The organism is Ectothiorhodospira shaposhnikovii, from assembly GCF_047222355.1.
GTDB lineage: Bacteria > Pseudomonadota > Gammaproteobacteria > Ectothiorhodospirales > Ectothiorhodospiraceae > Ectothiorhodospira.
Map to the genome: position 1 here is coordinate 1,580,505 of NZ_CP178333.1, position 21,566 is coordinate 1,602,070.

General features: G+C 54.1%; 24 protein-coding genes. 19 read left to right on the forward strand and 5 right to left on the reverse strand.

The annotated features are described in order from the left end of the window. Nucleotides 1-58 precede the first annotated feature (58 nt). The 14 genes from pseB (at nt 59) to ACLF6L_RS07285 (ending at nt 13,363) form a co-directional block, all read left to right on the forward strand. Nucleotides 59-1,057 (forward strand): UDP-N-acetylglucosamine 4,6-dehydratase (inverting), encoded by a 999-nt coding sequence (gene pseB, locus ACLF6L_RS07220; RefSeq protein WP_412852670.1) that lies wholly within the window; start codon nt 59-61, stop codon nt 1,055-1,057. Continuing rightward, nucleotides 1,057-2,217 (forward strand): UDP-4-amino-4,6-dideoxy-N-acetyl-beta-L-altrosamine transaminase, encoded by a 1,161-nt coding sequence (gene pseC / locus ACLF6L_RS07225; RefSeq protein ID WP_412852758.1) that lies wholly within the window; start codon nt 1,057-1,059, stop codon nt 2,215-2,217. The genes pseB and pseC overlap by 1 nt, the downstream gene beginning before the upstream one ends. After that, nucleotides 2,214-3,074 carry an aldo/keto reductase gene (locus tag ACLF6L_RS07230; protein WP_412852671.1) on the forward strand — a complete coding sequence of 287 codons (861 nt, stop codon included), beginning with the start codon at nt 2,214-2,216 and terminating at the stop codon, nt 3,072-3,074. The genes pseC and ACLF6L_RS07230 overlap by 4 nt, the downstream gene beginning before the upstream one ends. Continuing rightward, nucleotides 3,071-3,976, forward strand: a complete 906-nt coding sequence (locus ACLF6L_RS07235; protein ID WP_412852672.1) for a Gfo/Idh/MocA family protein — start codon at nt 3,071-3,073, stop codon at nt 3,974-3,976. The genes ACLF6L_RS07230 and ACLF6L_RS07235 overlap by 4 nt, the downstream gene beginning before the upstream one ends. Then, nucleotides 3,973-4,728 carry an SDR family oxidoreductase gene (locus ACLF6L_RS07240; protein ID WP_412852673.1) on the forward strand — a complete coding sequence of 252 codons (756 nt, stop codon included), beginning with the start codon at nt 3,973-3,975 and terminating at the stop codon, nt 4,726-4,728. The genes ACLF6L_RS07235 and ACLF6L_RS07240 overlap by 4 nt, the downstream gene beginning before the upstream one ends. Continuing rightward, a complete protein-coding gene (locus ACLF6L_RS07245; RefSeq protein ID WP_412852674.1) occupies nt 4,722-5,417 on the forward strand; it encodes a cytidylyltransferase domain-containing protein in 696 nt (231 codons plus the stop codon). Before ACLF6L_RS07240 ends, ACLF6L_RS07245 begins: the two co-directional genes overlap by 7 nt. Nucleotides 5,418-5,437: 20 nt before the next feature. Continuing rightward, a complete protein-coding gene (gene pseG / locus ACLF6L_RS07250) occupies nt 5,438-6,538 on the forward strand; it encodes a UDP-2,4-diacetamido-2,4,6-trideoxy-beta-L-altropyranose hydrolase (RefSeq protein WP_412852675.1) in 1,101 nt (366 codons plus the stop codon). 29 nt (nt 6,539-6,567) lie between these two features. Continuing rightward, complete coding sequence (gene pseH / locus ACLF6L_RS07255) at nt 6,568-7,068, forward strand: UDP-4-amino-4,6-dideoxy-N-acetyl-beta-L-altrosamine N-acetyltransferase (protein WP_412852676.1); 501 nt, start codon at nt 6,568-6,570, stop codon at nt 7,066-7,068. Next, nucleotides 7,058-7,795, forward strand: a complete 738-nt coding sequence (locus ACLF6L_RS07260) for a hypothetical protein (RefSeq protein WP_412852677.1) — start codon at nt 7,058-7,060, stop codon at nt 7,793-7,795. The genes pseH and ACLF6L_RS07260 overlap by 11 nt, the downstream gene beginning before the upstream one ends. After that, nucleotides 7,792-8,838 (forward strand): pseudaminic acid synthase, encoded by a 1,047-nt coding sequence (gene pseI / locus ACLF6L_RS07265; protein WP_412852678.1) that lies wholly within the window; start codon nt 7,792-7,794, stop codon nt 8,836-8,838. The genes ACLF6L_RS07260 and pseI overlap by 4 nt, the downstream gene beginning before the upstream one ends. Beyond that, complete coding sequence (locus tag ACLF6L_RS07270; protein WP_412852679.1) at nt 8,831-9,502, forward strand: PIG-L deacetylase family protein; 672 nt, start codon at nt 8,831-8,833, stop codon at nt 9,500-9,502. The genes pseI and ACLF6L_RS07270 overlap by 8 nt, the downstream gene beginning before the upstream one ends. Nucleotides 9,503-10,044: 542 nt before the next feature. Next, nucleotides 10,045-10,860, forward strand: a complete 816-nt coding sequence (locus ACLF6L_RS07275) for a flagellin (RefSeq protein WP_412852680.1) — start codon at nt 10,045-10,047, stop codon at nt 10,858-10,860. A 197-nt stretch (nt 10,861-11,057) separates the two neighbouring features. Beyond that, entirely contained in the window at nt 11,058-11,459 is a 402-nt protein-coding gene (locus tag ACLF6L_RS07280) for a hypothetical protein (protein ID WP_412852681.1), read from the forward strand. Between the two features lie 11 nt (nt 11,460-11,470). After that, the gene (locus ACLF6L_RS07285) at nt 11,471-13,363 is read left to right on the forward strand and encodes a 6-hydroxymethylpterin diphosphokinase MptE-like protein (RefSeq protein WP_412852682.1); all 1,893 of its coding nucleotides are present in this window, start codon (nt 11,471-11,473) and stop codon (nt 13,361-13,363) included. Nucleotides 13,364-13,476: 113 nt separating this feature from the next. Here ACLF6L_RS07285 and ACLF6L_RS07290 read toward each other — a convergent pair whose 3' ends face one another. The 5 genes from ACLF6L_RS07290 to tnpA form a co-directional block, all read right to left on the reverse strand. Beyond that, nucleotides 13,477-13,992 (reverse strand): IS66 family transposase, encoded by a 516-nt coding sequence (locus ACLF6L_RS07290; protein ID WP_412852683.1) that lies wholly within the window; start codon nt 13,990-13,992, stop codon nt 13,477-13,479. Nucleotides 13,993-14,064: 72 nt separating this feature from the next. Continuing rightward, nucleotides 14,065-15,261, reverse strand: a complete 1,197-nt coding sequence (locus ACLF6L_RS07295) for an IS4 family transposase (RefSeq protein WP_412852684.1) — start codon at nt 15,259-15,261, stop codon at nt 14,065-14,067. A 92-nt stretch (nt 15,262-15,353) separates the two neighbouring features. Further along, nucleotides 15,354-16,475, reverse strand: coding sequence for an IS66 family transposase (gene tnpC / locus ACLF6L_RS07300; protein ID WP_412852685.1), 1,122 nt, complete (start codon nt 16,473-16,475; stop codon nt 15,354-15,356). A gap of 59 nt (nt 16,476-16,534) precedes the next feature. Further along, the gene (gene tnpB, locus ACLF6L_RS07305) at nt 16,535-16,900 is read right to left on the reverse strand and encodes an IS66 family insertion sequence element accessory protein TnpB (RefSeq protein ID WP_412852686.1); all 366 of its coding nucleotides are present in this window, start codon (nt 16,898-16,900) and stop codon (nt 16,535-16,537) included. Next, complete coding sequence (gene tnpA / locus ACLF6L_RS07310; protein ID WP_412852687.1) at nt 16,897-17,277, reverse strand: IS66 family insertion sequence element accessory protein TnpA; 381 nt, start codon at nt 17,275-17,277, stop codon at nt 16,897-16,899. Before tnpA ends, tnpB begins: the two co-directional genes overlap by 4 nt. Before the next feature lie 544 nt (nt 17,278-17,821). Here tnpA and ACLF6L_RS07315 point away from each other — a divergent pair. The 5 genes from ACLF6L_RS07315 to ACLF6L_RS07335 all read left to right on the forward strand — a co-directional run bounded on the left by ACLF6L_RS07315 (nt 17,822) and on the right by ACLF6L_RS07335 (nt 21,553). Further along, nucleotides 17,822-18,631 carry a flagellin gene (locus tag ACLF6L_RS07315; RefSeq protein ID WP_412852688.1) on the forward strand — a complete coding sequence of 270 codons (810 nt, stop codon included), beginning with the start codon at nt 17,822-17,824 and terminating at the stop codon, nt 18,629-18,631. Between the two features lie 89 nt (nt 18,632-18,720). After that, nucleotides 18,721-19,137, forward strand: coding sequence for a flagellar protein FlaG (locus ACLF6L_RS07320; protein WP_412852689.1), 417 nt, complete (start codon nt 18,721-18,723; stop codon nt 19,135-19,137). A 132-nt stretch (nt 19,138-19,269) separates the two neighbouring features. Beyond that, complete coding sequence (gene fliD, locus ACLF6L_RS07325; RefSeq protein ID WP_412852690.1) at nt 19,270-20,682, forward strand: flagellar filament capping protein FliD; 1,413 nt, start codon at nt 19,270-19,272, stop codon at nt 20,680-20,682. A 110-nt stretch (nt 20,683-20,792) separates the two neighbouring features. Continuing rightward, nucleotides 20,793-21,215 (forward strand): flagellar export chaperone FliS, encoded by a 423-nt coding sequence (fliS, locus tag ACLF6L_RS07330; RefSeq protein ID WP_412852691.1) that lies wholly within the window; start codon nt 20,793-20,795, stop codon nt 21,213-21,215. Further along, the gene (locus ACLF6L_RS07335) at nt 21,215-21,553 is read left to right on the forward strand and encodes a flagellar protein FliT (RefSeq protein WP_412852692.1); all 339 of its coding nucleotides are present in this window, start codon (nt 21,215-21,217) and stop codon (nt 21,551-21,553) included. The genes fliS and ACLF6L_RS07335 overlap by 1 nt, the downstream gene beginning before the upstream one ends. Nucleotides 21,554-21,566: the final 13 nt, after the last annotated feature.

The following is a 21,566-nucleotide window of genomic DNA, read 5'->3' on the forward strand; positions in this document are numbered from 1 at the left end:
CCCTCGGCTGCGCCGGGAGATACTTAACTAAACGAGGCTTTGCTATCAAGTGAATAAAATGTTTAACAATGAATCCATTTTGGTTACCGGCGGTACCGGCTCATTCGGTCACGCCTTTGTGCCCATGCTCCTAACTCGCTTCAATCCCAAAAAAGTGATCATCTTCTCTCGGGATGAGATGAAGCAATGGGAGATGGCCAAGCTATTTGAGGGAGATAGCCGAGTACGATTTTTTATTGGAGATGTGCGAGACCGGGAGCGTCTTTATCGCGCTTTGGATGGTGTAGATTATGTCGTTCATGCGGCGGCCACAAAAATTGTACCTACGGCGGAATATAATCCATTTGAATGCGTGAAAACCAATGTGATTGGCGCCATGAATATGGTGGATGCCTGCATTGATAAAGGGATCAAGAAATGCGTGGCGCTTTCCACAGATAAAGCCAGTAGTCCCATCAATTTGTATGGTGCCACAAAATTAACATCTGACAAGTTGTTTGTGGCAGGCAATCATTATGCGGGGAATAATAATACTCGTTTCTCCGTCGTGCGCTATGGTAATGTGATGGGTTCTCGTGGCTCAGTGATCCCTTTCTTTATGTCAATTAAGGATAAAGGTGTCCTGCCCATCACTGATGAGAGAATGACGCGCTTCATGATTTCTCTGGAGCAGGGGGTGGAGCTGGTCTTGCATGCTTTTGAAGATATGGAAGGCGGGGAAATATATGTTAGGAAAATTCCCTCCATGAAAGTGATTGATCTGGCTCGGGTCATTGCTCCTGATGCGCGTCATGAAATCGTCGGTATTCGGCCGGGTGAAAAAATTCATGAGCAAATGATTGGTGCTGAAGATTCCTATTTTACCTATGAATATCCAGAGTATTTTAAAATTTTGCCCAAAATCAATAACTGGGATAAGTGTACAAATAGAATTAAAGATGGTGTAAAGGTGTCTGAGGGTTTTGTTTATTCCAGCGATAATAATGCCGTATGGATGAAAGATGATGAACTGCGGGCATGGATCAACGCCAACCGGGAAAAGATTGGAGCCATTTAATGATCCCCTATGGACGCCAGGATATACAGCAGACTGACATCGACGCCGTGCTGGAGGTGCTGCAGTCGGACTTCCTGACTCAGGGTCCAGTGGTGCCTCGTTTCGAACAGGCCGTGGCCGGGAAGGTGGGTGCCCGGCATACGCTGGCAGTTAACAGCGCTACCTCGGCACTGCACATTGCCTGCCTGGCTCTTGATCTCGGTCCCGGCGACTGGCTCTGGACTTCGCCAATTACCTTCGTGGCTTCTGCCAACTGTGGTCGCTATTGCGGTGCACAGGTCGATTTCGTGGATATCGACCCACGCACCTATAACCTCTGCCCGGAAGCCCTTGCCGCTAAACTTAAGCAGGCCGAGGTGGAAGGGCGCTTGCCTAAGGTAGTGGTGGCGGTGCATCTGTGCGGTCATCCCTGCGATATGCAGGCCATCCATGCCCTTGGCCAGCGCTACGGTTTCCGGATTATCGAAGATGCTTCCCATGCCATCGGTGGCCGCTACCAAGGTGAATACATTGGCAATTGTCGCTACAGTGATATCACCGTATTCAGCTTCCACCCGGTCAAGATCATCACCACCGCTGAAGGTGGCATGGCGCTGACTAATGACGATGCTCTGGCTCGCCGCATGGACTTGCTACGCAGTCATGGCGTAACCCGCGATCCGGCGTTGATGACCCATGAGCCCGATGGACCCTGGTACTACCAACAGATCGATCTCGGCTACAACTACCGCATGACTGAGCTACAGGCGGCCTTGGGGCTATCCCAACTGGAACGTCTGGACGACTACGTGGCACGGCGCAACGCCTTGGCCGAGCGCTACGATGCGGCCTTGGCCGAGCTGCCCTTGACCACGCCCTGGCAGCACCCGGACAGTTATTCGGGCCGTCACCTCTACGTCATCCGCATCAAGCGCGACCAGATTGCCCTCACCCACCGCCAAGTCTTCGAGCGCCTGCGCGAGCAGGGCATCGGTGTGAATCTGCACTATATCCCGGTGCACACTCAGCCCTACTTCCAAAATATGGGCTTGAAGCAAGGCGATTTTCCTGAGGCAGAGCGCTACTACAGTGAAGCCATTAGTTTGCCAATGTATCAAGGGCTGACTGATGAGCAGCAGGATATGGTCGTAAATTGTCTGTATAGGGTTTTTGAGAAATGAAAATTGCTTTAGGTACAGCACAGTTTGGCTTGGACTACGGTATTGCAAATAACACGGGTCGTGTATCTAACCTTAGTGTCAAAAAAATTCTTGAGATCGCTCGTTCCTTAGGTGTTGATGTGCTGGATACCGCAGCTGCCTACGGTTGTAGTGAACATGTTCTCGGTAATAATGGTGTGGATGCATTCAAGGTAATCACGAAACTGCCACCAATCGCTAATAGTAACCACGACCTTGCTTCTTGGGTGAGTCGTTGTGTTAACCAATCACTTGCTAACCTTAAGTCCGACTCTCTCTATGGATTGTTACTGCACCGTCCGCTAGAGTTAAAAAATTCTAACGGGCGAGCGCTTTATCACGCTTTAGTCGATCTCAAAAAGCAGGGGGCTGTTCAGAAAATAGGCATTTCGGTATATGGTCCAGAAGATCTTGCACAGCTATCCAATTTTGAATTTGATGTAGTCCAAGCACCTATGAATGTCCTTGATCAGCGAATTAAGGATGCAGGCTGGTTAACTAGGTTGAAAGAAAATGGAGTTGAGATTCATATCAGGTCGGCGTTTCTTCAAGGCTTGCTACTGATGGCTGACGAGCAGCGACCTGAATACTTCAAACCTTGGCTACCCTTGTTGTCAACTTATGATGCATGGGTTCAAGAGCAGCGGTTAACACCCTTACAGGCTTGCCTTGGTTTTTTAAACGGCCATACGGAAATCGATAAAATCGTGGTTGGTGTTAATACCTCTCAGCAACTTCAGGACATCATCTCAGCATCCACTACGCAAGTTCCCCCTATTCCTGAAAGTATTAAGGCAACTGATTTGAAACTAATTAACCCGGCTTTGTGGGTATTATGAAACTTAAACTAGGAATTCTTGGCCTTTCAGATGGCAATGGTCACCCCTATTCGTGGAGTGCAATTTTTAATGGCTATGAGCCTGAAGCCATGGAAAAGTGTGGCTTCCCAGTGATTCCGCGATATCTTGAACAGCAACGCTGGCCGGAAGCTCGTATCAGTAGTGCTGAAGTAGTGGCTGTCTGGACTCAGGACAAGGCACTTTCTCAGAAAGTAGCTAAGGCTGCAAAAATCTCAAAAGTGGCTGATCATCCTGAGGATATGATTGGTGAAATTGATGCTGTCATGTTGGCAAGAGATGATGCTGAAAACCACCTTGAGTTGGCAACACCCTTCCTTAAAGCTGGTTTGCCTATTTATATTGATAAACCAATCTCTCTGTCAGTTTCAGAACTGAACAAGATGTATGACTTAGAACAGTATCCTGGGCAAATTTTTACCTGCTCAGCCCTCAGGTACAGCCATGAGCTGGCTTTGTCCGAAGAGGATCGGACTAAACTCGGTACAATTCGTCAGATTGTTGCCTTCACACCTAAGTCTTGGAGCAAGTACGCCGTACACATTATTGAGCCAGTACTTAACATGCTCAAATCAACAGATGAACCTCTGAGTTTCAGTAGCGGCAGACTCAATCGATTCACAGGCGATACGGCGGGCTCCCTTCTTGTGGGCTGGCGTAGTGGAGTTCTAACCTGTTTCTTTGCGACTGGAGACGGTGTTTCACCAATTACTGTTCGCATAATAGGTACACAGGGTTTCAAAGACCTATGCTTTACTGATTCGTTTTCAGCTTTCAAACGAGCTTTGGAAGCTTTTATTGAAGGAGCCAGGAATCGAACAGTCATCTCGCCTAAGAGCTTTAATCAACGGGTAGTTCAGTTGCTGGAAAGGGGAATGCAATGAGCCAGACTATTCTGATCACAGGTGGAACAGGAAAATTTGGTCGTAAGTTTGTGGAGCACTTCTTAGAAAAAAATTGGCAAATCCTGTTTACTACAACTTCTAAAGAGCGCGGTGAAAATCTTATTAAAGATTTCAGCGAACCCGATAATTTGCACCCAATAGTTTCTGATCTCACTAGCCCTGCCGCCGTAAGTGAGCTTTTGGAACATCTTAGAATGCATGGCTTTTGCGTTAATCATCTAGTCAATAATGCCCGTAGTCTGGATTTACTTAGAACCAATGCCTTGGGTCAAACAAGTCGTGAAGATTTCATGGCTGAATATTTGCTGGATGTAGTGGTTCCTTATGAACTGTCTATGGCACTTTTCAACACCCAGCCAGAAGCGTTAAAAACAATCACCAATATAGGCTCTCAGTATGGTGTTGTGGCGGCCAACCCTCACCTGTATGACGACTACCCCAAACAGTCACCAATTCAGTATGGCGTAGCCAAAGCAGCACTGAGCCATCTGACAAAAGAACTAGCTGTTCGTATGGCAAGCAGTGAGATTAGAGTTAATTGCATTGCTTACGGCGGCGTAGAAGGGCGCGCAGATGATGCTTTCAAGGCAAGGTATGCAAAGCTAACCCCTTCAGCGCGTATGCTTAAAGAAGAAGAGGTAGTTGGTCCTTTAGACTTCCTGCTGGGGGCATCCAGTAGCGCGGTTTCGGGGCAAACCTTGATAGCCGATGGTGGCTGGTCGATATGGTAAAGCGTCGCATAGCTATCATACCTGCGCGAGGTGGCTCCAAACGCATTCCTCATAAAAATATCATCGACTTTTGTGGAAAGCCGATGATCGCCTGGACCATTCAAGCTGCAAAACAAACAGAATTGTTTGACCGGATAATTGTTTCGACCGATGATCCAAAAATCGCAGAAGTCTCTATAGCGTGGGGCGCAGAAGTACCTTTTTTAAGAAGCAAGTATGCTGATGACTTTACTGCTGTGAGTGAAGCAACTTCCTCTGCTTTGCAACAAGCAAGAAGCTACTGGGATGAAAGTTATAGCTCAGTCACTCAGTTGATGGCTAATTGTCCACTGCGAACTGCAGATGATATTAATCATGCGATTAGCCGCTTCGAGACATTGAATAGAGCTTTCCAAATTAGCTGCTTTAAATACGGATGGATGAACCCTTGGTGGTCAGTAAAGCTCGATGTAGCGGGGCATCCTGAACGATTATTTCCGGAAGCCGCTAGCCAGCGTTCACAAGACTTACCAGAGCTTTTTTGTCCGACTGGAGCCATCTGGGTTGCTAATGCTGACGATCTTATGAAGTCAAAAACATTCTATGGACCGAACCATGTATTTGAACCAATTTCATGGGAAAGTGCGATTGATATTGATGATTACGATGACTTGAGGCTGGCTGAAGCATTGTGTCTACGAGTTTTGTAAGCGCAATGAGTAAAGAATCAATGCAAATCGTGTTCCGTACGGATGCTTCTATCCAGATCGGCACTGGTCATGTGATGCGTTGCTTAACCTTGGCTGATGCGTTAGCTCAGCTGGGTTATCATTGTGAGTTTATCTGTCGTGCCCATTTTTGGCATTTAGGTGAGTTGATTCAGTCAAAAGGCTATACCCTCCATCTGTTGTCTCTAACAGATCTGAGTGCAACAGCAGTACAAGAGCTGAATTGGAATGCCCATGCACCTTGGCTAGGCACAACCTGGCAGCAGGATGCAGATCTAACTCTTGCTCTACTTAAACAGCAAAAAGTGGATTGGCTGGTTGTTGATCATTATGCCTTAGATCAGCACTGGGAGCGGCGGATTTACTCTGGGTTTGATCGCCTGATGGTGATCGACGACCTTGCAGACCGGCCCCACGCCTGCGATCTACTCCTCGACCAAACCTTTGGCCGGAATGAGGCAGACTATCGCCCCCTGGTGCCGGCTCACTGCCAGCTGCTCTGCGGCTCACAATACGCCCTGCTGCGCCCCGAGTTCGCCGCACTGCGTCCCTACAGCCTGCAGCGCCGCGCCCAGCCTGTTTTGCGCGAGTTGCTGATCACCATGGGCGGTGTCGACAAGGACAACGCCACCGGGCAGGTGCTACAAGCGCTACGCACTTGCGCGTTGTCTCCTGACTGCCGGATCACAGTGGTCTTGGGCGCGACGGCGCCATGGCTGGACGAGGTGCGCAAACAGGCGCAGGACATGCCCTGGTCGACCCGAGTGCTGGTCGGCGTCAGTGACATGGCGCAACTGATGGCCGACAGTGATCTGGCGATCGGAGCGGCGGGAGCCACATCATGGGAGCGATGCTGCCTGGGTTTGCCCACGATCATGCTCGTGCTGGCAGAGAACCAGCGCAAGATTGCACAGGAGTTGCAACAGGCTGGCGCGGCGGCACTTGTTACCTCCGTGCCAAACGTTGTGTATCAACTTGCTGAGATGCTCGGCGGATTGGCTTCCAGCCCCCAGAAACTGCACGACATGAGCAAATCATCTGCGGGCATTGTTGATGGCACTGGCACCCATTCGGTAACCGCCCTGTTGGAAGCCATAAGGTGAGCAGATACACTTCCATGACGGCTCGAAGGATGAGCGAGAACGACCTCGAATACGTTTTAAGGTGGCGTAACCATCCTGACATACGGCGGTTCATGCTGTCACAGCACGAAATTACGCTTGCCGAACATCAGGCTTGGTTCGGTCGTGCCTCCAGAGATGAGGCGCGCGCGCTGTTGGTCATCGAGGAACACGGACAACCGCGTGGCTGCGTCATATTTTCGGGCGTCCACAAAAATGCAACTGCAGAGTGGAGCTTTTATTCCGCTCCTGGAAATCCTGCTGGTACGGGTACACGGATTTGCGCCGAGGCACTTAATTTTGCTTTTAATGAGCTAGATGTTCATAAAGTCGCGGGTAAAGTTCTTGACTTTAATCATCCGTCGATTCGCGTTCATCAGCGCCTTGGATTTACGCAAGAAGGAAATCTTCGGGAACATAGTCTGATCAACGGCACGCATCACAACCTGCTGTGCTTTGGTATTTTATCTGGCGAGTGGTTATCCCTTAATAAAAACATGAATGACCAATAAACATATGCAAGACAATGAAAATTCAAGCCTCAAGCCAGCCTACATTTTCGCTAGCTGTAAGCCATGGCATCGAGCTTTATTCGATCACATAAGCAATGAAAATAACGCAAACTGGTGCTACGTTTCCAACACTAGTGAACTCGAGGAAGCTCTTTCAAAAACCAAGCCGAGATACATCTTCTTTCTCCACTGGAACTGGATCGTACCTGAGGCCATCTGGAAGGAATACGAATGCGTATGCTTCCACATGACCGACGTTCCATACGGACGAGGAGGTAGCCCTCTCCAGAACCTGATTCTCGCAGGCCATACTCAGACCATGCTAACTGCGCTAAGAATGGAAAAAGAGATGGATGCAGGCCCTGTGTATGCCAAAAGACCTCTAAGTCTCGATGGCTTTGCTCAGGAAATATATCTCCGCACTGGAAAGCTAAGCGTTGAAATTATTCACTGGATGATTGAGCACAACCCACAACCAGCGCCACAAGAAGGCGAAGTGGTCACATTCAAACGTCGTAAACCCGAACAAAGCAGTCTACCGAGCAATGGCAGTTTGAGAAACGCGTATGATTTCATTCGAATGCTCGATGCAGACGGGTATCCAAATGCTTTCGTCGAGCATGGCGACTATAGAATAAATTTCAGAAATGCAAGGCTTGACAGTGATCGCATCATCGCAGAAGTAGAAATTAAACTTCAAAATAAAACCGATCGAGATCAAGAATGAATATCAAAATAAATGGGCGAGAAATCGGCGCGAACAGCCCGCCTTACATAATCGCCGAACTTTCCGCAAACCATAATGGAAACATCGAGCGTGCATTTGAAACAATCAAAGCTGCGCATGATCAAGGTGCGCACGCCATAAAGATTCAGACCTACACAGCAGACACGATGACGATCGACTGCGATAGCGAAGAGTTCATGATTCGTGGTGGCTTGTGGGATGGATATAAGCTGTACGACTTGTACAAGTGGGCTGAAACCCCGTTTGAGTGGCATAAGGCGCTTTTTGATTACGCTGCAAGTATCGGCATCACGATATTCTCGACACCGTTTGATGAAACGGCGGTTGACCTACTTGAATCCCTCAACACACCGGCGTACAAAATCGCTTCATTTGAAGCAACTGATTTGCCACTGATTCGCTATGTCGCAAGCAAAGGCAAACCGATCATCATGTCCACCGGCATGTGCTCGGAGGAAGAAATCGCGGAAGCAGTTGACATCGCACGCGAGGCCGGCTGCAAGGAACTCGTTCTGCTTCACTGCATCAGCAGTTATCCCGCCCCAATTGATCAAGCAAACTTGAGGCAAATGCCAAACCTAGCTACCAGATTTAACAGTCTCCCCGGTCTTTCTGATCACACCATAGGGACAACAGCGTCCGTCGCTGCGGTGGCGCTTGGTGCATGTGTCATCGAGAAGCACTTCACGCTTAGCCGCCAGGATAAGGGGCCCGACAGCGAATTCTCGATCGAACCTGAAGAGTTGAAGCGTTTGTGTCAGGACACGCTGGCTGCATGGTCCGCACTTGGCCGTGCTGGCTTCGAGCGCCAACAAGCCGAAGAGGCGAGCAAGCGCTACCGACGTTCTGTCTATTTTGTGCAGGATATGAAGGCTGGGCAGCGAATTTCTGCGACTGACATCCGCAGGATCCGGCCCGGCTATGGGCTACCCCCCAAGCACTTTGACGAGTTGCTTGGCCGGAAAGTCCGTGAAGACGTGACCCGCGGAACAGCGGTCCAGTGGGAGCTTATCAATGACTAAAACCGTCCTGATCGTCGCCGCCCACACCGACGACGAAGTCCTTGGATGCGGCGGCACAATTGCCCGACACGTTGCCGAAGGCGACGTTGTGTATGCCGTTTTCATGGCGGACGGTGTCAGCTCGCGCGCCCAAGCGGATCAGGATGACTTGGAAAACCGTAATGCTGCCGCTGAGCGCGCACGGGAAATCCTCGGTATCCGCGAAAACATCTACTTGGGTTTGCCCGACAACCGCCTCGACAGCTTTCCGCTCATTGAGGTCGTCCAGCGTCTTGAATCGATCATCCTTAAACTGCAGCCGCACATCATCTACACGCATCACCATGGCGACCTGAACGTCGACCATCGGATCACCCACCAAGCGGTTCTGACCGCTTGCCGGCCAATGCCGGGCAGCCATGTTCAAGCGATCTACGCTTTCGAAGTCATGTCGAGCACCGAGTGGGCGACGCCGATTGCGGAGCCGTTCATACCAAACCATTACGTGGATATCAGCGACCAACTCAATACGAAAATGGACGCTCTCGGAGCCTATCAGTTGGAGATGCGTGAAGCACCCCACTCGCGCAGCCTGGAGCACGTGACATACCTTGTACATCACCGCGGCCACACCGTGGGCGTGGTGGCGGCAGAGGCGTTTGTCACGGTCAGAACGGTTCGATAGTCGCAAGCCTGCGCACAACAAGGAACAACTGAAGCGTAAGCGCCCGAGAATCAGCACCTATGTTGTTTCCCACCCCCAATCGCTGATCACCGCCTGATCTGAAGCGGATTATTTCCTCGTTGATAGGGCCCGAGTGGTGGCAGAGTGTGAGTCGGGTGTGAGGCGAGTTGCCCGGATTCTGGGCGCTTACAATCCGCTGGCTCCTATTCCGGCAGCAAGGGAGGAAAAGGCGGCAGTAATTTGCCGGGTGGGCAATTGAATGCCATCGTATCCCTTTTGCATTGACCAAAACTTTCAAGTGAGTGTGCGGTATTTATAAAGCCCAAAATCATAAAAAATTATTATTTTTCAATGATTTATTTTTTTTGGTTGGGTGATAAAGTCTCCGTTTTAATTTTGGCTCGGGTTTTGCATTTGAAAGGGCATGAGCTAGATCGGAGGGTCTCGGATCTGATCTGGTCTCTTACCCGCTGCTAGCCGAATCGGCATTAGTGGGCGAGCATCAAAAAAGATCATTTAAAGTCCCTAAAGGAGTGATCGACATGTCCCAGGTTATCAATACCAACATCGCCTCTCTGAATGCCCAGAGGAATCTGAGCAACACTCAAAAGCAGCTGCAGGTCGCATTGGAGCGGCTTTCGTCGGGACTCCGTATCAACGGGGCGAAGGATGATGCGGCGGGCCTGGCAATCTCAGAGCGTATGACATCCCAGATCAAAGGGCTTAATCAGGCAGCCCGGAATGCCAATGATGGCATTTCCTTGGTGCAGACGCTGGAAGGTGCTCTGGATGAAATTACAAATAATCTTCAGAGAATGCGCGAGCTCGCTATTCAAGCGGCTAACGATACCTATGGGCCAGAGGACAGGGGTATCATCCAGCTTGAAATAAATCAGTTGCTGGCTGAAATTACTCGTGTCGCGCAGCAAACCACCTTTAATGATATTGCTTATCTGAATGGAAGTGGTGAGACTGATTTCAGGCTCCAGGTTGGACCTAATCAAAATAATATAATTTCACTGGATTTTGGTTCCGCCTATATTTTTACTGCCAGTAAGTTAGGTGTTTCTAGTTTGCCATTGGCAAGTTCTGGGCTTGCAGCCATTGATGCCGCCATCATGACCGTGGCAGAGGCAAGAGCAAATCTCGGCGCCATCCAGAATCGCCTGGAATCCGCAATCAAGAGCGTCATGAATACGGCCGAGAACTTGTCCGCCTCCCGCTCACGCATCCAGGATGCTGATTTTGCAGCGGAAACCGCCGCACTGACCCGGGGGCAGATTCTGCAGCAGGCGGGTACCACGGTGCTTGCACAGGCGAATCAGGCGCCACAGAGTGTGTTGCAGCTGTTGCAGTAACGTGATCGGCTCATTTGCCTGCCGCCGGGTGAGACGCCCGGCTGGAGCTTGAGTCCGACCAATCTCGGGTATGAAGCCAGAAACCCAGGATCGACCGCGCATGGTTTTGACAGTACACTGTAAAAACGCTCTGCCAAGCCGTTACGAGTCCTTAATCCTTAAGGACCGTCGCTAGATCATGCACCCAAAGGACCACCATGAAACCTGAAGATGCTCGTGTCCTGCTGGAAAGCAGCAAGGAGGTTCAAGATTATCTGCAGCGTGCCATCCCTGCACTGGAGGGTCTGGTCGAGCCATTGCGAGGCGGCAGCAGTGGCCAACCCTTATTGATCCTGGCCTCTGCCGCGGATGGCTTGGATGGTTTGGCGCAGTATGTGGCATCCGTGCAGATGTTGGTTTCGGTTGGGACGCCCCAGCTTGCGGAGAACATGGCGGGGCTTGAGCAGCGCTTTGCGAAAGCCATCGGACCCATGGTGTCCGGCATGGAGTCCCAGGACTCACTATTGGTCGCAGATGTACTCGAATATGAGCTGATTCCAGTCCTTCAGGAGCTTGAGTCGGTCGTCGATGGACTGTTGTCGCAATCAAATTCCCACTGAGAGCGATGGTGATGATCGCTGACGTATCTGAAAATGCTTCGTTTTTTTCCAGAAACCTTGAAGCTCTGGAACGCCGCAATCCGGCTTTAGCGGAGTTGCTGCGCTGTGATTCGACCGTTCCGAATGATATCTGGGTGGAGTCGGGCCGAACCGGACTTCCCACCCTCAAGGCCCAGGATACCCAGGGAGCATACTATCTGCACAGTTTGTATGACCCGGTGCGTGAAGCCAAGGGACTCGTAGACAAAGAGCTATCCAAGGAGGGACTGGAGGTGGTGGTGGTTCTCGGTGCTGGTCTGGGCTATCACCTGGAGGCGGTTCTTGATAAGGTCGAAAAGGATGTCAGTGTGGTAGTAGTGGAGCCAGATCCAGCGGCCTTGCGTCTTGCCATGCACCACAGGGATTTGACCCGCATTCTGGAAAGCGATTCCGTAATCTGGGTGGTTGACGCCAGACCTCAGGTTGCGGTGGAACGGGTTGTGCAGGCGCTGGATGCGGTGACAATCCGTGCATGGGCGGCACTTTTATCCCCGCCGTTATCTCGCCGCTACATGGCATTTGCCAAGCCTTTTGTGCTGGTACTCGGATCGAGTTTAAATACCTTGAGGCTGAATCTAAACACTCAAATCAAAGCCGCTGATCTTTTCATGGGAAATGCCTTTCGTAATCTTCCCTACTTGGCAGGGTCACCCGGTGTTTTGCACTTGCGAGATGCCTGGAAAGAACGGCCGGTTCTGGTAATTGCGGCGGGTCCCTCCCTCAATCAGCACCTAGATTTGCTCAAGTCCCATCAGGACAGGATCCTGATGATTGCTGTTGGGCAGGCTTGGCGCACCCTTCGAGGTGCCGGTATAGAGCCGCATTTTGTGGCTACGGTTGATCCATTCGATGCGAATTTGGCGCATTTTGAGGGAATGGTTTCTCGCGGTGCCCGTCTGCTGGCGGATGCTGGCACGCACCCGGGGGTTGTCGCCGGATTTAATGGTCCCAGGGTATTCTGCTACGCCCGTTATTCCGTGGATATCCTGATTTCCCGTATTTGCGGTTTTCGAGGGGTGCTACAGTCGGGCGGGTCCGTAGCCAATACCGCCTTTTCCTTTGCTTGGAATCTTGGAGCCTCGCCTGTGATTCTGGTTGGGCAGGATCTCGCATTCACCGGTGGAGTGACCCATGCCGCTGGCAATGCCTATCGGACAAAGCTGGAGGATATCGAAGAATCCTGTAGGCGCCACTGGCGAGAAGTGCCCGGCTACTATGGCGACACGGTCACGACCAACGCGCAGATGGATGTGTACCGGCACTGGTTCGAGCGCGTGATAGTCAGTCAGGGAACGAGCATGCGAGTCATCAATGCCACCGAAGGTGGTGCACGTATCGAGGGTGCAGAGCAAATGCCCTTAGCGCAGGCGCTGTCGGAGTGGGCATCTAAAGAGCCTATTGACCCGCAATCCTTGACACCTGACGGCTTTACTCCCTGTGACGCTGCTGATTTACTCAAGGGATTGCACTCCGTGCGACGAGAACTCATTGATTTCAAACGACTATCGGAAGACGTTTCGAGACTTTCCGGCGAGCTGCGCAAGCTGGGTGATATCAGCGAAGTTATTAATGGAGTGCCGGGTACCTCCAAAATCAATAGCCGTCTGAAGACCCGTTTCCGGAAGTTCCGGCGTTTGAAGACGCCAACCCGTGTATTGCTTGATGCTTTCACTGCACCTTCCCGGATAGGGGCATACCGCGTGATAGAAGAAAAGGGCGTGGAATTGGACCAACCTCGTGCTCTGGATATTACTCATGCCTTTTATTCTGATGTGGGCCGAGGTTGTGAGCGTGCCATTGATCTGCTTGACCAGACCTTGAAAAGTATTTCCGATCGACAAGCTGTACCGGATACGGATCAGTAACCCCCTCCCCGAGGCAGGCCTCGCATTGGTCTGTGGATATAGATAGACACATGGTTTGTGTGGCTTTCCTTTGAATCTCCGTATCCGTCCGGTAGCCCCCGTATAGCCAGCCGTCAGTCGGGGCTGGCATGCTCCCCGCAACTCTGGGCCAGCGGTGCCCAGTGATAGGGCAGCAGTTCTTGGAGGCGATTGGCGGGATGATCCTGGATGCGCTCAAGCACATCGATCAGATAGTGACGGGGGTTCACCCCGTTCTGCTTGCAGGTCTCCAGGAGGGTGAGCAGGATGGCCAGGGCGTGACCGCCATTCTCCGAGCCGGTGAAGTTCCAGTTCTTGCGACTCACGCATACGCCGCGCAGTGCACGTTCGCCGCGGTTGTTGTCGGGCTCCAGGCGGCCATCCTCGGTGAAGCGCAGCAGGGCCTGCCAGTGGTTGAGGGTGTAGCGGATCGCCCCGGCGAACTCCCCCCGGGGAGGCAGGCTGGGCAGGATGCGGTCCAGCAGCCGACGCAGGCGCTTAAGGATCGGCACCGTGCGCCGCTGGCGTTCCTGCCGGATCAGCTCGGGATCATTGATCCCTTGCCTTCGCAGGCGCGATTCCACCTGGTAGATCGCGGTGATCAGCTTCATGATGAGATGCACGCGGCCGCGCTGCTTGTGTTTGCGGGCGATCTGTTCGAACGCTGGAGTATCCCCACGAAATCATGCAGGGATCCCGGCGGCAAACACGGATTGTATGGCCGATCTGATGCGGTGTAAGGTGTCGTCGAGGATGTTGGCGGATTCTCGCCGCAATACCCTCAAGCCCAGGAAAAAATGGGATAGCACCCGTCGCTTGGCAGTGTTCGGTTGGTAATGGCGATGGCGCCCCTCATGCTCTGCTGCCAGACCCACCAACCAGGCCGCGAAGCTGGCCAGGGCAGCAATCAGCAGCAGCACGTCAAATCGTTGCACAGAGCGGGAACGGGAACGATTCACGCCAAGTCCATAATGCTCGTTCTTGTTGGATCTGAAATCCTCCTCAATCTGCATCCTCAACGAATAGAGCTCTGTCACCCGTTCGGTGATCTTCGACCCTCCCGGCAGGGAGGTGGCAATCACCCAGGGTTCCCGTTTGCCAGCGGCATGCGCACGACTTTTACTGCTCTGGGACCGCTGGCCAGACCGGGTCGCATGAATACGCCCCTGGAGAGTCTTGCGCAGGCCATACACCTGGCACACCAGCGAATCGTTGCGGGTCATGGCAAAGGCACCCATGAAGGTCGGCTGATTCTCATCCAGCAAGCTCCCCAGCTGGCGGGTATTGAGCCAAGTATCCTCGCCCGGCCGCGTCATCTGGACCAAGCCTCGCGCTCGGCCCACCCAGTCCCAGCCCAAGGCTTCCACGGCGCGAAACCAGGGTTTCTTGAAACCGGCGTCCGTGACGATCACCGGGCAGACTCCGGTGGGCAAAACCTCCGAGAGGCGCTTCAAAAAGTCCTCCTGGATCTCGCGGTTAGCGTACTTGGCCTGAGGGTGACACTCCTGGTACAGGGTTCTTCCCTGGCCGCCCACGGGCAGCGATGCGCGCAGCACGTGAATGCTCTCATTCACCGCCACCGACGACCAATCCACCAGAATCACCGGGCGCTCTTCCTGCCCCACCAGCCAGTGGGTCATGGCCTGATAAACCGTCGTTGCCTCCCGGTGCATCCTGGGGTTACCGACAAGCCGATCCATCTGCTTGATGTTCGCCTTTTCGGTGATCTGCCGCCGCGATGCCCGGCCAAGACCGGTGACCGAGGTGGTCTGCCCGTCCAAGGCCGCCGCCATTGCGACCAGCAGCGCGTTGAAGCGGGTGCGGTGAATGGATTGACAAGCAACCCCCAAGTTTGCGTGAATCAGGTCCGTGGCGTGCATCGGTTTTTTCGTGGCTCTTTTTCGGCTTAGTCACCTTAAGAATCACGATCTTGCCGGTGCATGTCCACCCCACCTTCCATTATCCCACTGTTTTAACAGGAAATTTGCCTGCGAAAACGTGGGGATACTCCAGGTTCGAACGGGCGCCGGGCATGGGACCAGCAGGCACACCAGATCAGCGCCGCCTGGGTCCGTTCGGCATTGAGGTAGCCCGCATAGGCATCGGCTTGCAGATATCCCTGGTAGTCACGCAGGTGTTCCAGTGGACCTTCCTGGGATCGGTTGGTGGTGTAGTCGTAGAACACCGGGATGATGCCGTCCTCCCGCCCGCGACCCAGGTAGAGCCACAGGCGACAGGTTCGGGTTTGTCGTCGACCCTTCTCCAGTTGCGGCACCGTGGTGTCGTCGCTGTGCAACACCGGACTGGCCAGGGCATCCTGGCGGATGAGGTCGGCCAGCGGGGCCAGGACCGAGGCGGACAGCAGCACGTAATCGCACAGCCGCTGGCGGGGAACGTCATAACCATCCCGGGCCAGCTGCTGACTGATGCGGTTGAGCGGCAGGTGATCCGCGAACTTGCTGATCACGGTATGGGCCAGCAGGCTGGCCCCCACCTGAGCGCCGGGGATCGGCGGCGATGGCCGAGGTGGGGAGACGATGGTGCGCTCCCCCTGATCACCCCGGATTGCATACTTGGGTACTTCATGGCGCTTGACGTACAGATGCCCGGGGGCGTACTCGAGGGTCTCGGTCACCTCGACGCCGATCTCTTCCAGCGGGCCACCGTTCTGTGCCTCCAGCCGGGCCCGGGTTTCATCGTCGTAGTCGTAGCGCATCGTCTCCCGGGGCAGTTCCGGTGGCAGGGCACGGCGGCCCCGGGGCGGTTGGGTCTTGCGCCGTTTCGTGGGCGCCTGGGCGGCGGCCTCTTCTTCGTCCTGCTCGGGGATGGGTGCCTCCAGCGGATGGAATAGATCCTCCTGGAGGTAACGGCCGCGTTCGGAGCTTTGCCCGAAGCGTTTGCGCTGTGCTTCAAGGACCTGGTCCTTGAGGCGCTGCAGTTGTTCGCTCAGTTCATTGACCGTGGACTGCAGCTGAACGAGCTGCTGGGACTGCTGCGTGATGACCTCATCGCGCTCTGCCACGGCGGCGCGAAGTTGAGACTCGCGCAGGTTGGGAGGGGGCGTCGGCAGGCCTTGTGCAGCAGTGTTCGACATGCCCGCATTTTACCATTCATGGCGCGCTAAGCGGCTGACTTATAGATAATAATTATCTATTAACCGGTGGCGGTGGCAAGGCATCGTGGGGGCATTTCCAGGCGCCGCCAGTCGATGCCCTCGAACAAAGCCTGCAACTGGCTGCGGGAGAGCCGAACCTCCCCCTCTGCAGCACCATCGGCGTGATGGGGCCACTTGAAGCGCCCCTTCTCCAGGCGCTTGTAGATCATCACGAAGCCCTGACCATCCCAGTACAGGGCCTTGAGCTTGTCTCCGGCCCGGTTGCGGAAGACGAACAGCTCGCCGCTGAGCGGATCCCGCTCCAGCACCTCAACAATCTCGATACACAGGCCATCGAAGGCCTTGCGGAAATCCACCGGCGCCACTGCCAGGTGGATGGCCATCCCCGTGGGCCAGCCGATCATGCCTCCAGCACCTGTATGGCCCGTTTCAAGGTCTGCGCGCAGAACCCCGGATACAGTTCCAACCGGCGGCCATTGCCCAATGCCACGACCACCGGTCCAACCCCGGGCTGCAGCGACAGGGCCACGGGATCGGGCTTGTCCTCCACCGTGCGGACCGCCAAAAACCGCTGCGGCACGGCTGTCGGCTTCGAAGGCGCGCGCCCTGGCTCAGCCTCGCCCAGCACCCACTCCGGGTACCGCGCCGCCCATTGCGATAACTGGCGGGGCGTGACCCCATGCTGACGGGCGAAGGCCGCCTTGCTCTGGCCTGAGGCCGCCCACTGCTGGACCAGATCCTTCCAGAAAGTGCGCTTGCGCTGTCGGATACCTCTGCTCATCCGCCACATCCCCTTATTGCTTGAGATCGTACCGGTGACGATGGAGGATCAGTGGGGACTATGGAATACGGGGGCTACCGGACAGGTACTCTCATTTTCAGTAATTTTCCCATTTTTCTCTCTCTTGATTCTGTATGAATAACCAGTTTGGCCACCTGATGGCGTGGCCTCTGAGTGCTGGACGTGATTCGTGCATCCTTTTCGTTGCGGAACGAAACCTGCGGTGATGCGGGTGGAGGGATACCGCTCGGCGGCATTTTTTTGCCGGTCATACCAGGTTGTAGGCGTGGTCATGGATTTCCTGGTAAATCAATAAAACTTTGAAAAAATTGATATTTTTTTGATATTAAGGTGGTTTTACCATTAGTGCAGCGCATTCAGCCGGCAAGCAATCGGAAATTTTTATCCGTTTGCGGCTAAAGCTTGCCGCTTGGGGGCCGATAACGGGTTTGAAGGGAGAGTGCAGCGGCAATGAATGACCTCCCTCGGAGCTTTCTAACTCTTGGTTCGATATCGGACCTGATACTGCCTAAGGAGAACGGCCATGGCACAGGTAATCAATACCAACGTTTCCTCGCTGAACGCCCAGCGGAATCTGAACGCAACTCAAGGCCAACTGCAGACGACTCTGCAGAGGCTGTCTTCCGGTATGCGCATTAACAGCGCCAAGGATGATGCGGCAGGCTTGGCTATTTCCGAGCGTTTCACCGCACAGATTCGCGGCCTGAATCAAGCTGCGCGCAATGCCAATGATGGGATTTCTCTGGTTCAAACCGCTGAGGGTGGTTTGTCCGAGATGAGCAATAACCTGCAGCGAATGAGAGAACTCGCTGTTCAGGCTGCATCTGGCACTTATACGGATGCCGAAGACAGGGCTGCGATGGATGCGGAATACCAGGCTCTGGCTTCAGAAATCAGCAGGATCGCGAATGATGTGACATTCAACGATATCAACTTGTTTACTGGAAGTCTTGATGTTGAGATTCAGGTTGGTGCAATGGCGAGTCAGACTATTGACATAGTAATGAGCACTAGTTTTACCAGCATGGCTGTTGGCGATATTTCAACTGATGCCAATGCCCAAACCGCCATTGCCGCGTTGGATGGATTTATTAATGACGTTGCTAGTGCCCGCGCTGACCTCGGTGCCATCCAGAACCGTCTGGAATCTTCAGTCGCGACGTTGAACAATACTTCCGAAAACCTTTCCGCCGCCCGATCCCGCATCATGGATGCCGACTTTGCCAAGGAAACCGCCGAGTTGACACGGACCCAGATCCTGCAGCAGGCTGGTGTCTCGGTACTGGCTCAGGCCAATACGGCGCCCCAGAGTGTCCTGGCACTGCTGCAGTAACGCCCGGGGGTTGATGTGAACACGACGGCCCGGGTGACGATGGTCACCCGGGCTTTCGTTCTCCCCGCCATCGGGGGAGGAGATGGCAGATGGAAACACGATTCAACGTCATACCCTTGAATACAGGCACTCCCAGGCCCTCGGTTTCCGCCGAGGCGACGGGCAATCGCCTGCCTTCCGAGTCCGTGTCCGGCGGCAAGGATGTGCCGGCAGTTACCGAAAAGTCGGAAGCACTGGGTCCCCTCAAGGTTTCCCCTGCCGGATCTTTGGATGATGCTCGACTGGCGGATCAGGTTGACGACGCAGTCAACCGCATCAATGACTTTGTGCAGGTGGTGCAGCGCAATCTGCAGTTCACGATTGATGATTCCACCGGAAAGACAGTGGTCAAGGTCTTTGATTCGGAAAGTGAAGAACTAATCCGGCAGTTGCCTCCCGACGAGATCTTGGCGGTCGCCGCCTATCTGGACGAGGTGAGAGGTTTGCTCGTCAAGGAAAAGGCTTAGGAAATGGCCCGTTATTTGCGTGTGTTTTCTGTTGTTCGCAGAGCAAATGATGTGGCATTTGACGGACGGCAAGGCAGGCTGTAGGCACGCCCGGCGTCCGTCACCGTTTTTTTCAGTTCTCGGGAGGTCGTCATGAGTACGATCAGTGCAATGGGAGTGGGTTCGGGCATCGATGTCCGGGGTCTGGTGGATCAGTTGGTTGCCGCGGAGCGACAGCCTCAGGAACAGCGCATTGCGCGCCAGGAGAAACAGGCCAAGGACCAGGTCTCCGCGTTGGGTCGTCTGAAAAGCGCCCTGGCCGATCTTGGCAAAGCCATGGAGAAGATCAAGGACCCGGCCTCGTTCCGTGCCTTTGATGTGCGGGTGCTGAATGAAAGCATTGTGTCGGCTTCCGTGCGCGGTAATGCACCGCCCGGCTCCTATGAGGTGGAAGTCCAGCAACTTGCCCAGTCCCAGCGGCTTGCAACCAATGCCGGCCTGTTCGGCGCCGGCTTTACGGCCACTAATCAGCTCGGTGCCGGTGATGTCACCATCACCCTCAAGGATGGTTCCACCGAGACCTTCACCCTGGCGGACGGGGCTTCATCCCTGCAGGATCTGCAAGCCCAGATCAATGCCAATTCCAGCAACGTGCGCGCCTCTGTCATCAATGACGGCCAGGGGCCACGTCTGACCTTTACGTCGGTCGATACCGGTGAGGCGAATGGCATTGATGCCATCTCGGTGTCCGGGGCCGCGGGTGGCGCATTGTTGAATGGACTTGCGTTCGACTCATCGACCATGGATGGGGCCGGCGTCAGTGGCGGGTTTACCCAGTTGCGCGCCGCTCAGGATGCAATCCTGAGCGTTGACGGTCTGACTATCACGCGAACCAGCAACCAGGTGAACGATGTCATTGAAGGTGTTGACCTGACCCTGACTGAGGAAGGCACCACCCGCGTGGGTGTCACCGAGAAGGAGGAAACCGCCCGGGAAGCCGTACAGGCCTTCGTGGATGCCTACAATGCCCTGCGTCGGCAGACCAACCAGTTGGGTGCCTTTGATGTGACTGCCGGTACGAGTGCTGCCCTCAATGGTGACTCCACGCTGCGAGGCGTACAGTCCCAGATGGGACGGCTGCTGGGCAATCCGGTTGCCGGCATGGATGGCTCCGTGAGAATTCTGGCGGATCTGGGGATTTCCACCCAGCGTGACGGGACCCTGAGCGTGGATCAAGCGCGGCTTGATGCACGGCTTGCGGAAGACCCGGACGAGGTGATTCGCCTGTTCACGGACAAGGATGACGGCATCGTTGCCCGAATGGAAGGTATGGTGGAGCAGTACACGGGCAGGGATAATGTTCTCGATACCCGTACCAAAGGCCTGGAACGGAATCTTCGCGGGCTGGAGGAGCAGCGGGATCGTCTGGATTACCGGATGGAACGGGTGGAGGCACGCCTGATTGCCCAATTCTCTGCCATGGATATCATGGTGGCCCAAATGAATCAGACCAGCCAGTTTTTGGATAACCAGCTGGGGATGATTTCCAATATGAACAAGAAGTGAGAGTGAGTGTGAATGACGGCACTCTCAAGTTTTTCCCCGCATGACCGCTAGAGTATTCAGAGCAGGGTTTCATTTTTCAGCGTCAGGGGCATCTTATGAGCTATGCAGCCATGCATAAGGGAATTAACCAGTATCAGCAGGTTGGTGCCGCCGATGCGCCCTTTGCCGATCGCCATCGCCTGATCGAGATGCTGATGGATGGCGGTATGGATCGTCTGGCCCAGGCCCGTGGCGCGGTGATCCGGGGAGACCGGCCGGCCAAGATCAAGTTCATCGGCAAGGCCTTTGATATCATCGGCGGCTTGCGTGGTGGTCTGGATCTGGACAAGGGCGGGGACATCGCCCGTAACCTGGACGAGCTCTATGACTACATGCAACGCCGCTTGGTCAGTGCGAATGCCCGGGATGACGTGACAGTGCTGGATGAGGTGAGCACCTTGTTGGGGGAGATTCGGGAAGCCTGGAAGGAGATCCCTAAGGAGGTCAGATTGAATCCCGAGGCAGCGGCCAGATCGGTGAATTCGGAGACGTGATGTCGGTACACTCTACGGAGTCGGTGCTTGAAGCGGCGGCGGCGCTGGAAACGCTTTCCAGCCGCCGTCTTGCGTTGGCCCGGGACGGCCAATGGAAGGCATTGATCGAGACGGAAGACGAGCGTACCCGACTGGCCGCTGGAATCCAGGTGGATAATCTGCCCGCCGAAGTGGTGGAAAAGTCGGACCTGGCTGAGCGGCTGACCCGCATCCGGGATCTTGATCAGGCCCTGCTGCCGTTGCTGAAGCAGGCTCGGGACGCACTTGGGAAGGAACTTCGCCAGGTGCAGAAGGGTGTGGCGGGGGCGCGGGCATATGAGAAAGTGGGGGATTTTTAGGGTCATTCCCGCG

Coding starts and splice junctions, on each gene's coding strand:
- pseB (WP_412852670.1), top strand. CDS start 59: ATGTTTAACAATGAATCCATTTTGGTTACCGGCGGTACCGGCTCATTC.
- pseC (WP_412852758.1), top strand. CDS start 1,057: ATGATCCCCTATGGACGCCAGGATATACAGCAGACTGACATCGACGCC.
- ACLF6L_RS07230 (WP_412852671.1), top strand. CDS start 2,214: ATGAAAATTGCTTTAGGTACAGCACAGTTTGGCTTGGACTACGGTATT.
- ACLF6L_RS07235 (WP_412852672.1), top strand. CDS start 3,071: ATGAAACTTAAACTAGGAATTCTTGGCCTTTCAGATGGCAATGGTCAC.
- ACLF6L_RS07240 (WP_412852673.1), top strand. CDS start 3,973: ATGAGCCAGACTATTCTGATCACAGGTGGAACAGGAAAATTTGGTCGT.
- ACLF6L_RS07245 (WP_412852674.1), top strand. CDS start 4,722: ATGGTAAAGCGTCGCATAGCTATCATACCTGCGCGAGGTGGCTCCAAA.
- pseG (WP_412852675.1), top strand. CDS start 5,438: ATGCAAATCGTGTTCCGTACGGATGCTTCTATCCAGATCGGCACTGGT.
- pseH (WP_412852676.1), top strand. CDS start 6,568: ATGAGCGAGAACGACCTCGAATACGTTTTAAGGTGGCGTAACCATCCT.
- ACLF6L_RS07260 (WP_412852677.1), top strand. CDS start 7,058: ATGACCAATAAACATATGCAAGACAATGAAAATTCAAGCCTCAAGCCA.
- pseI (WP_412852678.1), top strand. CDS start 7,792: ATGAATATCAAAATAAATGGGCGAGAAATCGGCGCGAACAGCCCGCCT.
- ACLF6L_RS07270 (WP_412852679.1), top strand. CDS start 8,831: ATGACTAAAACCGTCCTGATCGTCGCCGCCCACACCGACGACGAAGTC.
- ACLF6L_RS07275 (WP_412852680.1), top strand. CDS start 10,045: ATGTCCCAGGTTATCAATACCAACATCGCCTCTCTGAATGCCCAGAGG.
- ACLF6L_RS07280 (WP_412852681.1), top strand. CDS start 11,058: ATGAAACCTGAAGATGCTCGTGTCCTGCTGGAAAGCAGCAAGGAGGTT.
- ACLF6L_RS07285 (WP_412852682.1), top strand. CDS start 11,471: ATGATCGCTGACGTATCTGAAAATGCTTCGTTTTTTTCCAGAAACCTT.
- ACLF6L_RS07290 (WP_412852683.1), bottom strand. CDS start 13,992: ATGAAGCTGATCACCGCGATCTACCAGGTGGAATCGCGCCTGCGAAGG.
- ACLF6L_RS07295 (WP_412852684.1), bottom strand. CDS start 15,261: ATGCACGCCACGGACCTGATTCACGCAAACTTGGGGGTTGCTTGTCAA.
- tnpC (WP_412852685.1), bottom strand. CDS start 16,475: ATGTCGAACACTGCTGCACAAGGCCTGCCGACGCCCCCTCCCAACCTG.
- tnpB (WP_412852686.1), bottom strand. CDS start 16,900: ATGATCGGCTGGCCCACGGGGATGGCCATCCACCTGGCAGTGGCGCCG.
- tnpA (WP_412852687.1), bottom strand. CDS start 17,277: ATGAGCAGAGGTATCCGACAGCGCAAGCGCACTTTCTGGAAGGATCTG.
- ACLF6L_RS07315 (WP_412852688.1), top strand. CDS start 17,822: ATGGCACAGGTAATCAATACCAACGTTTCCTCGCTGAACGCCCAGCGG.
- ACLF6L_RS07320 (WP_412852689.1), top strand. CDS start 18,721: ATGGAAACACGATTCAACGTCATACCCTTGAATACAGGCACTCCCAGG.
- fliD (WP_412852690.1), top strand. CDS start 19,270: ATGAGTACGATCAGTGCAATGGGAGTGGGTTCGGGCATCGATGTCCGG.
- fliS (WP_412852691.1), top strand. CDS start 20,793: ATGCATAAGGGAATTAACCAGTATCAGCAGGTTGGTGCCGCCGATGCG.
- ACLF6L_RS07335 (WP_412852692.1), top strand. CDS start 21,215: ATGTCGGTACACTCTACGGAGTCGGTGCTTGAAGCGGCGGCGGCGCTG.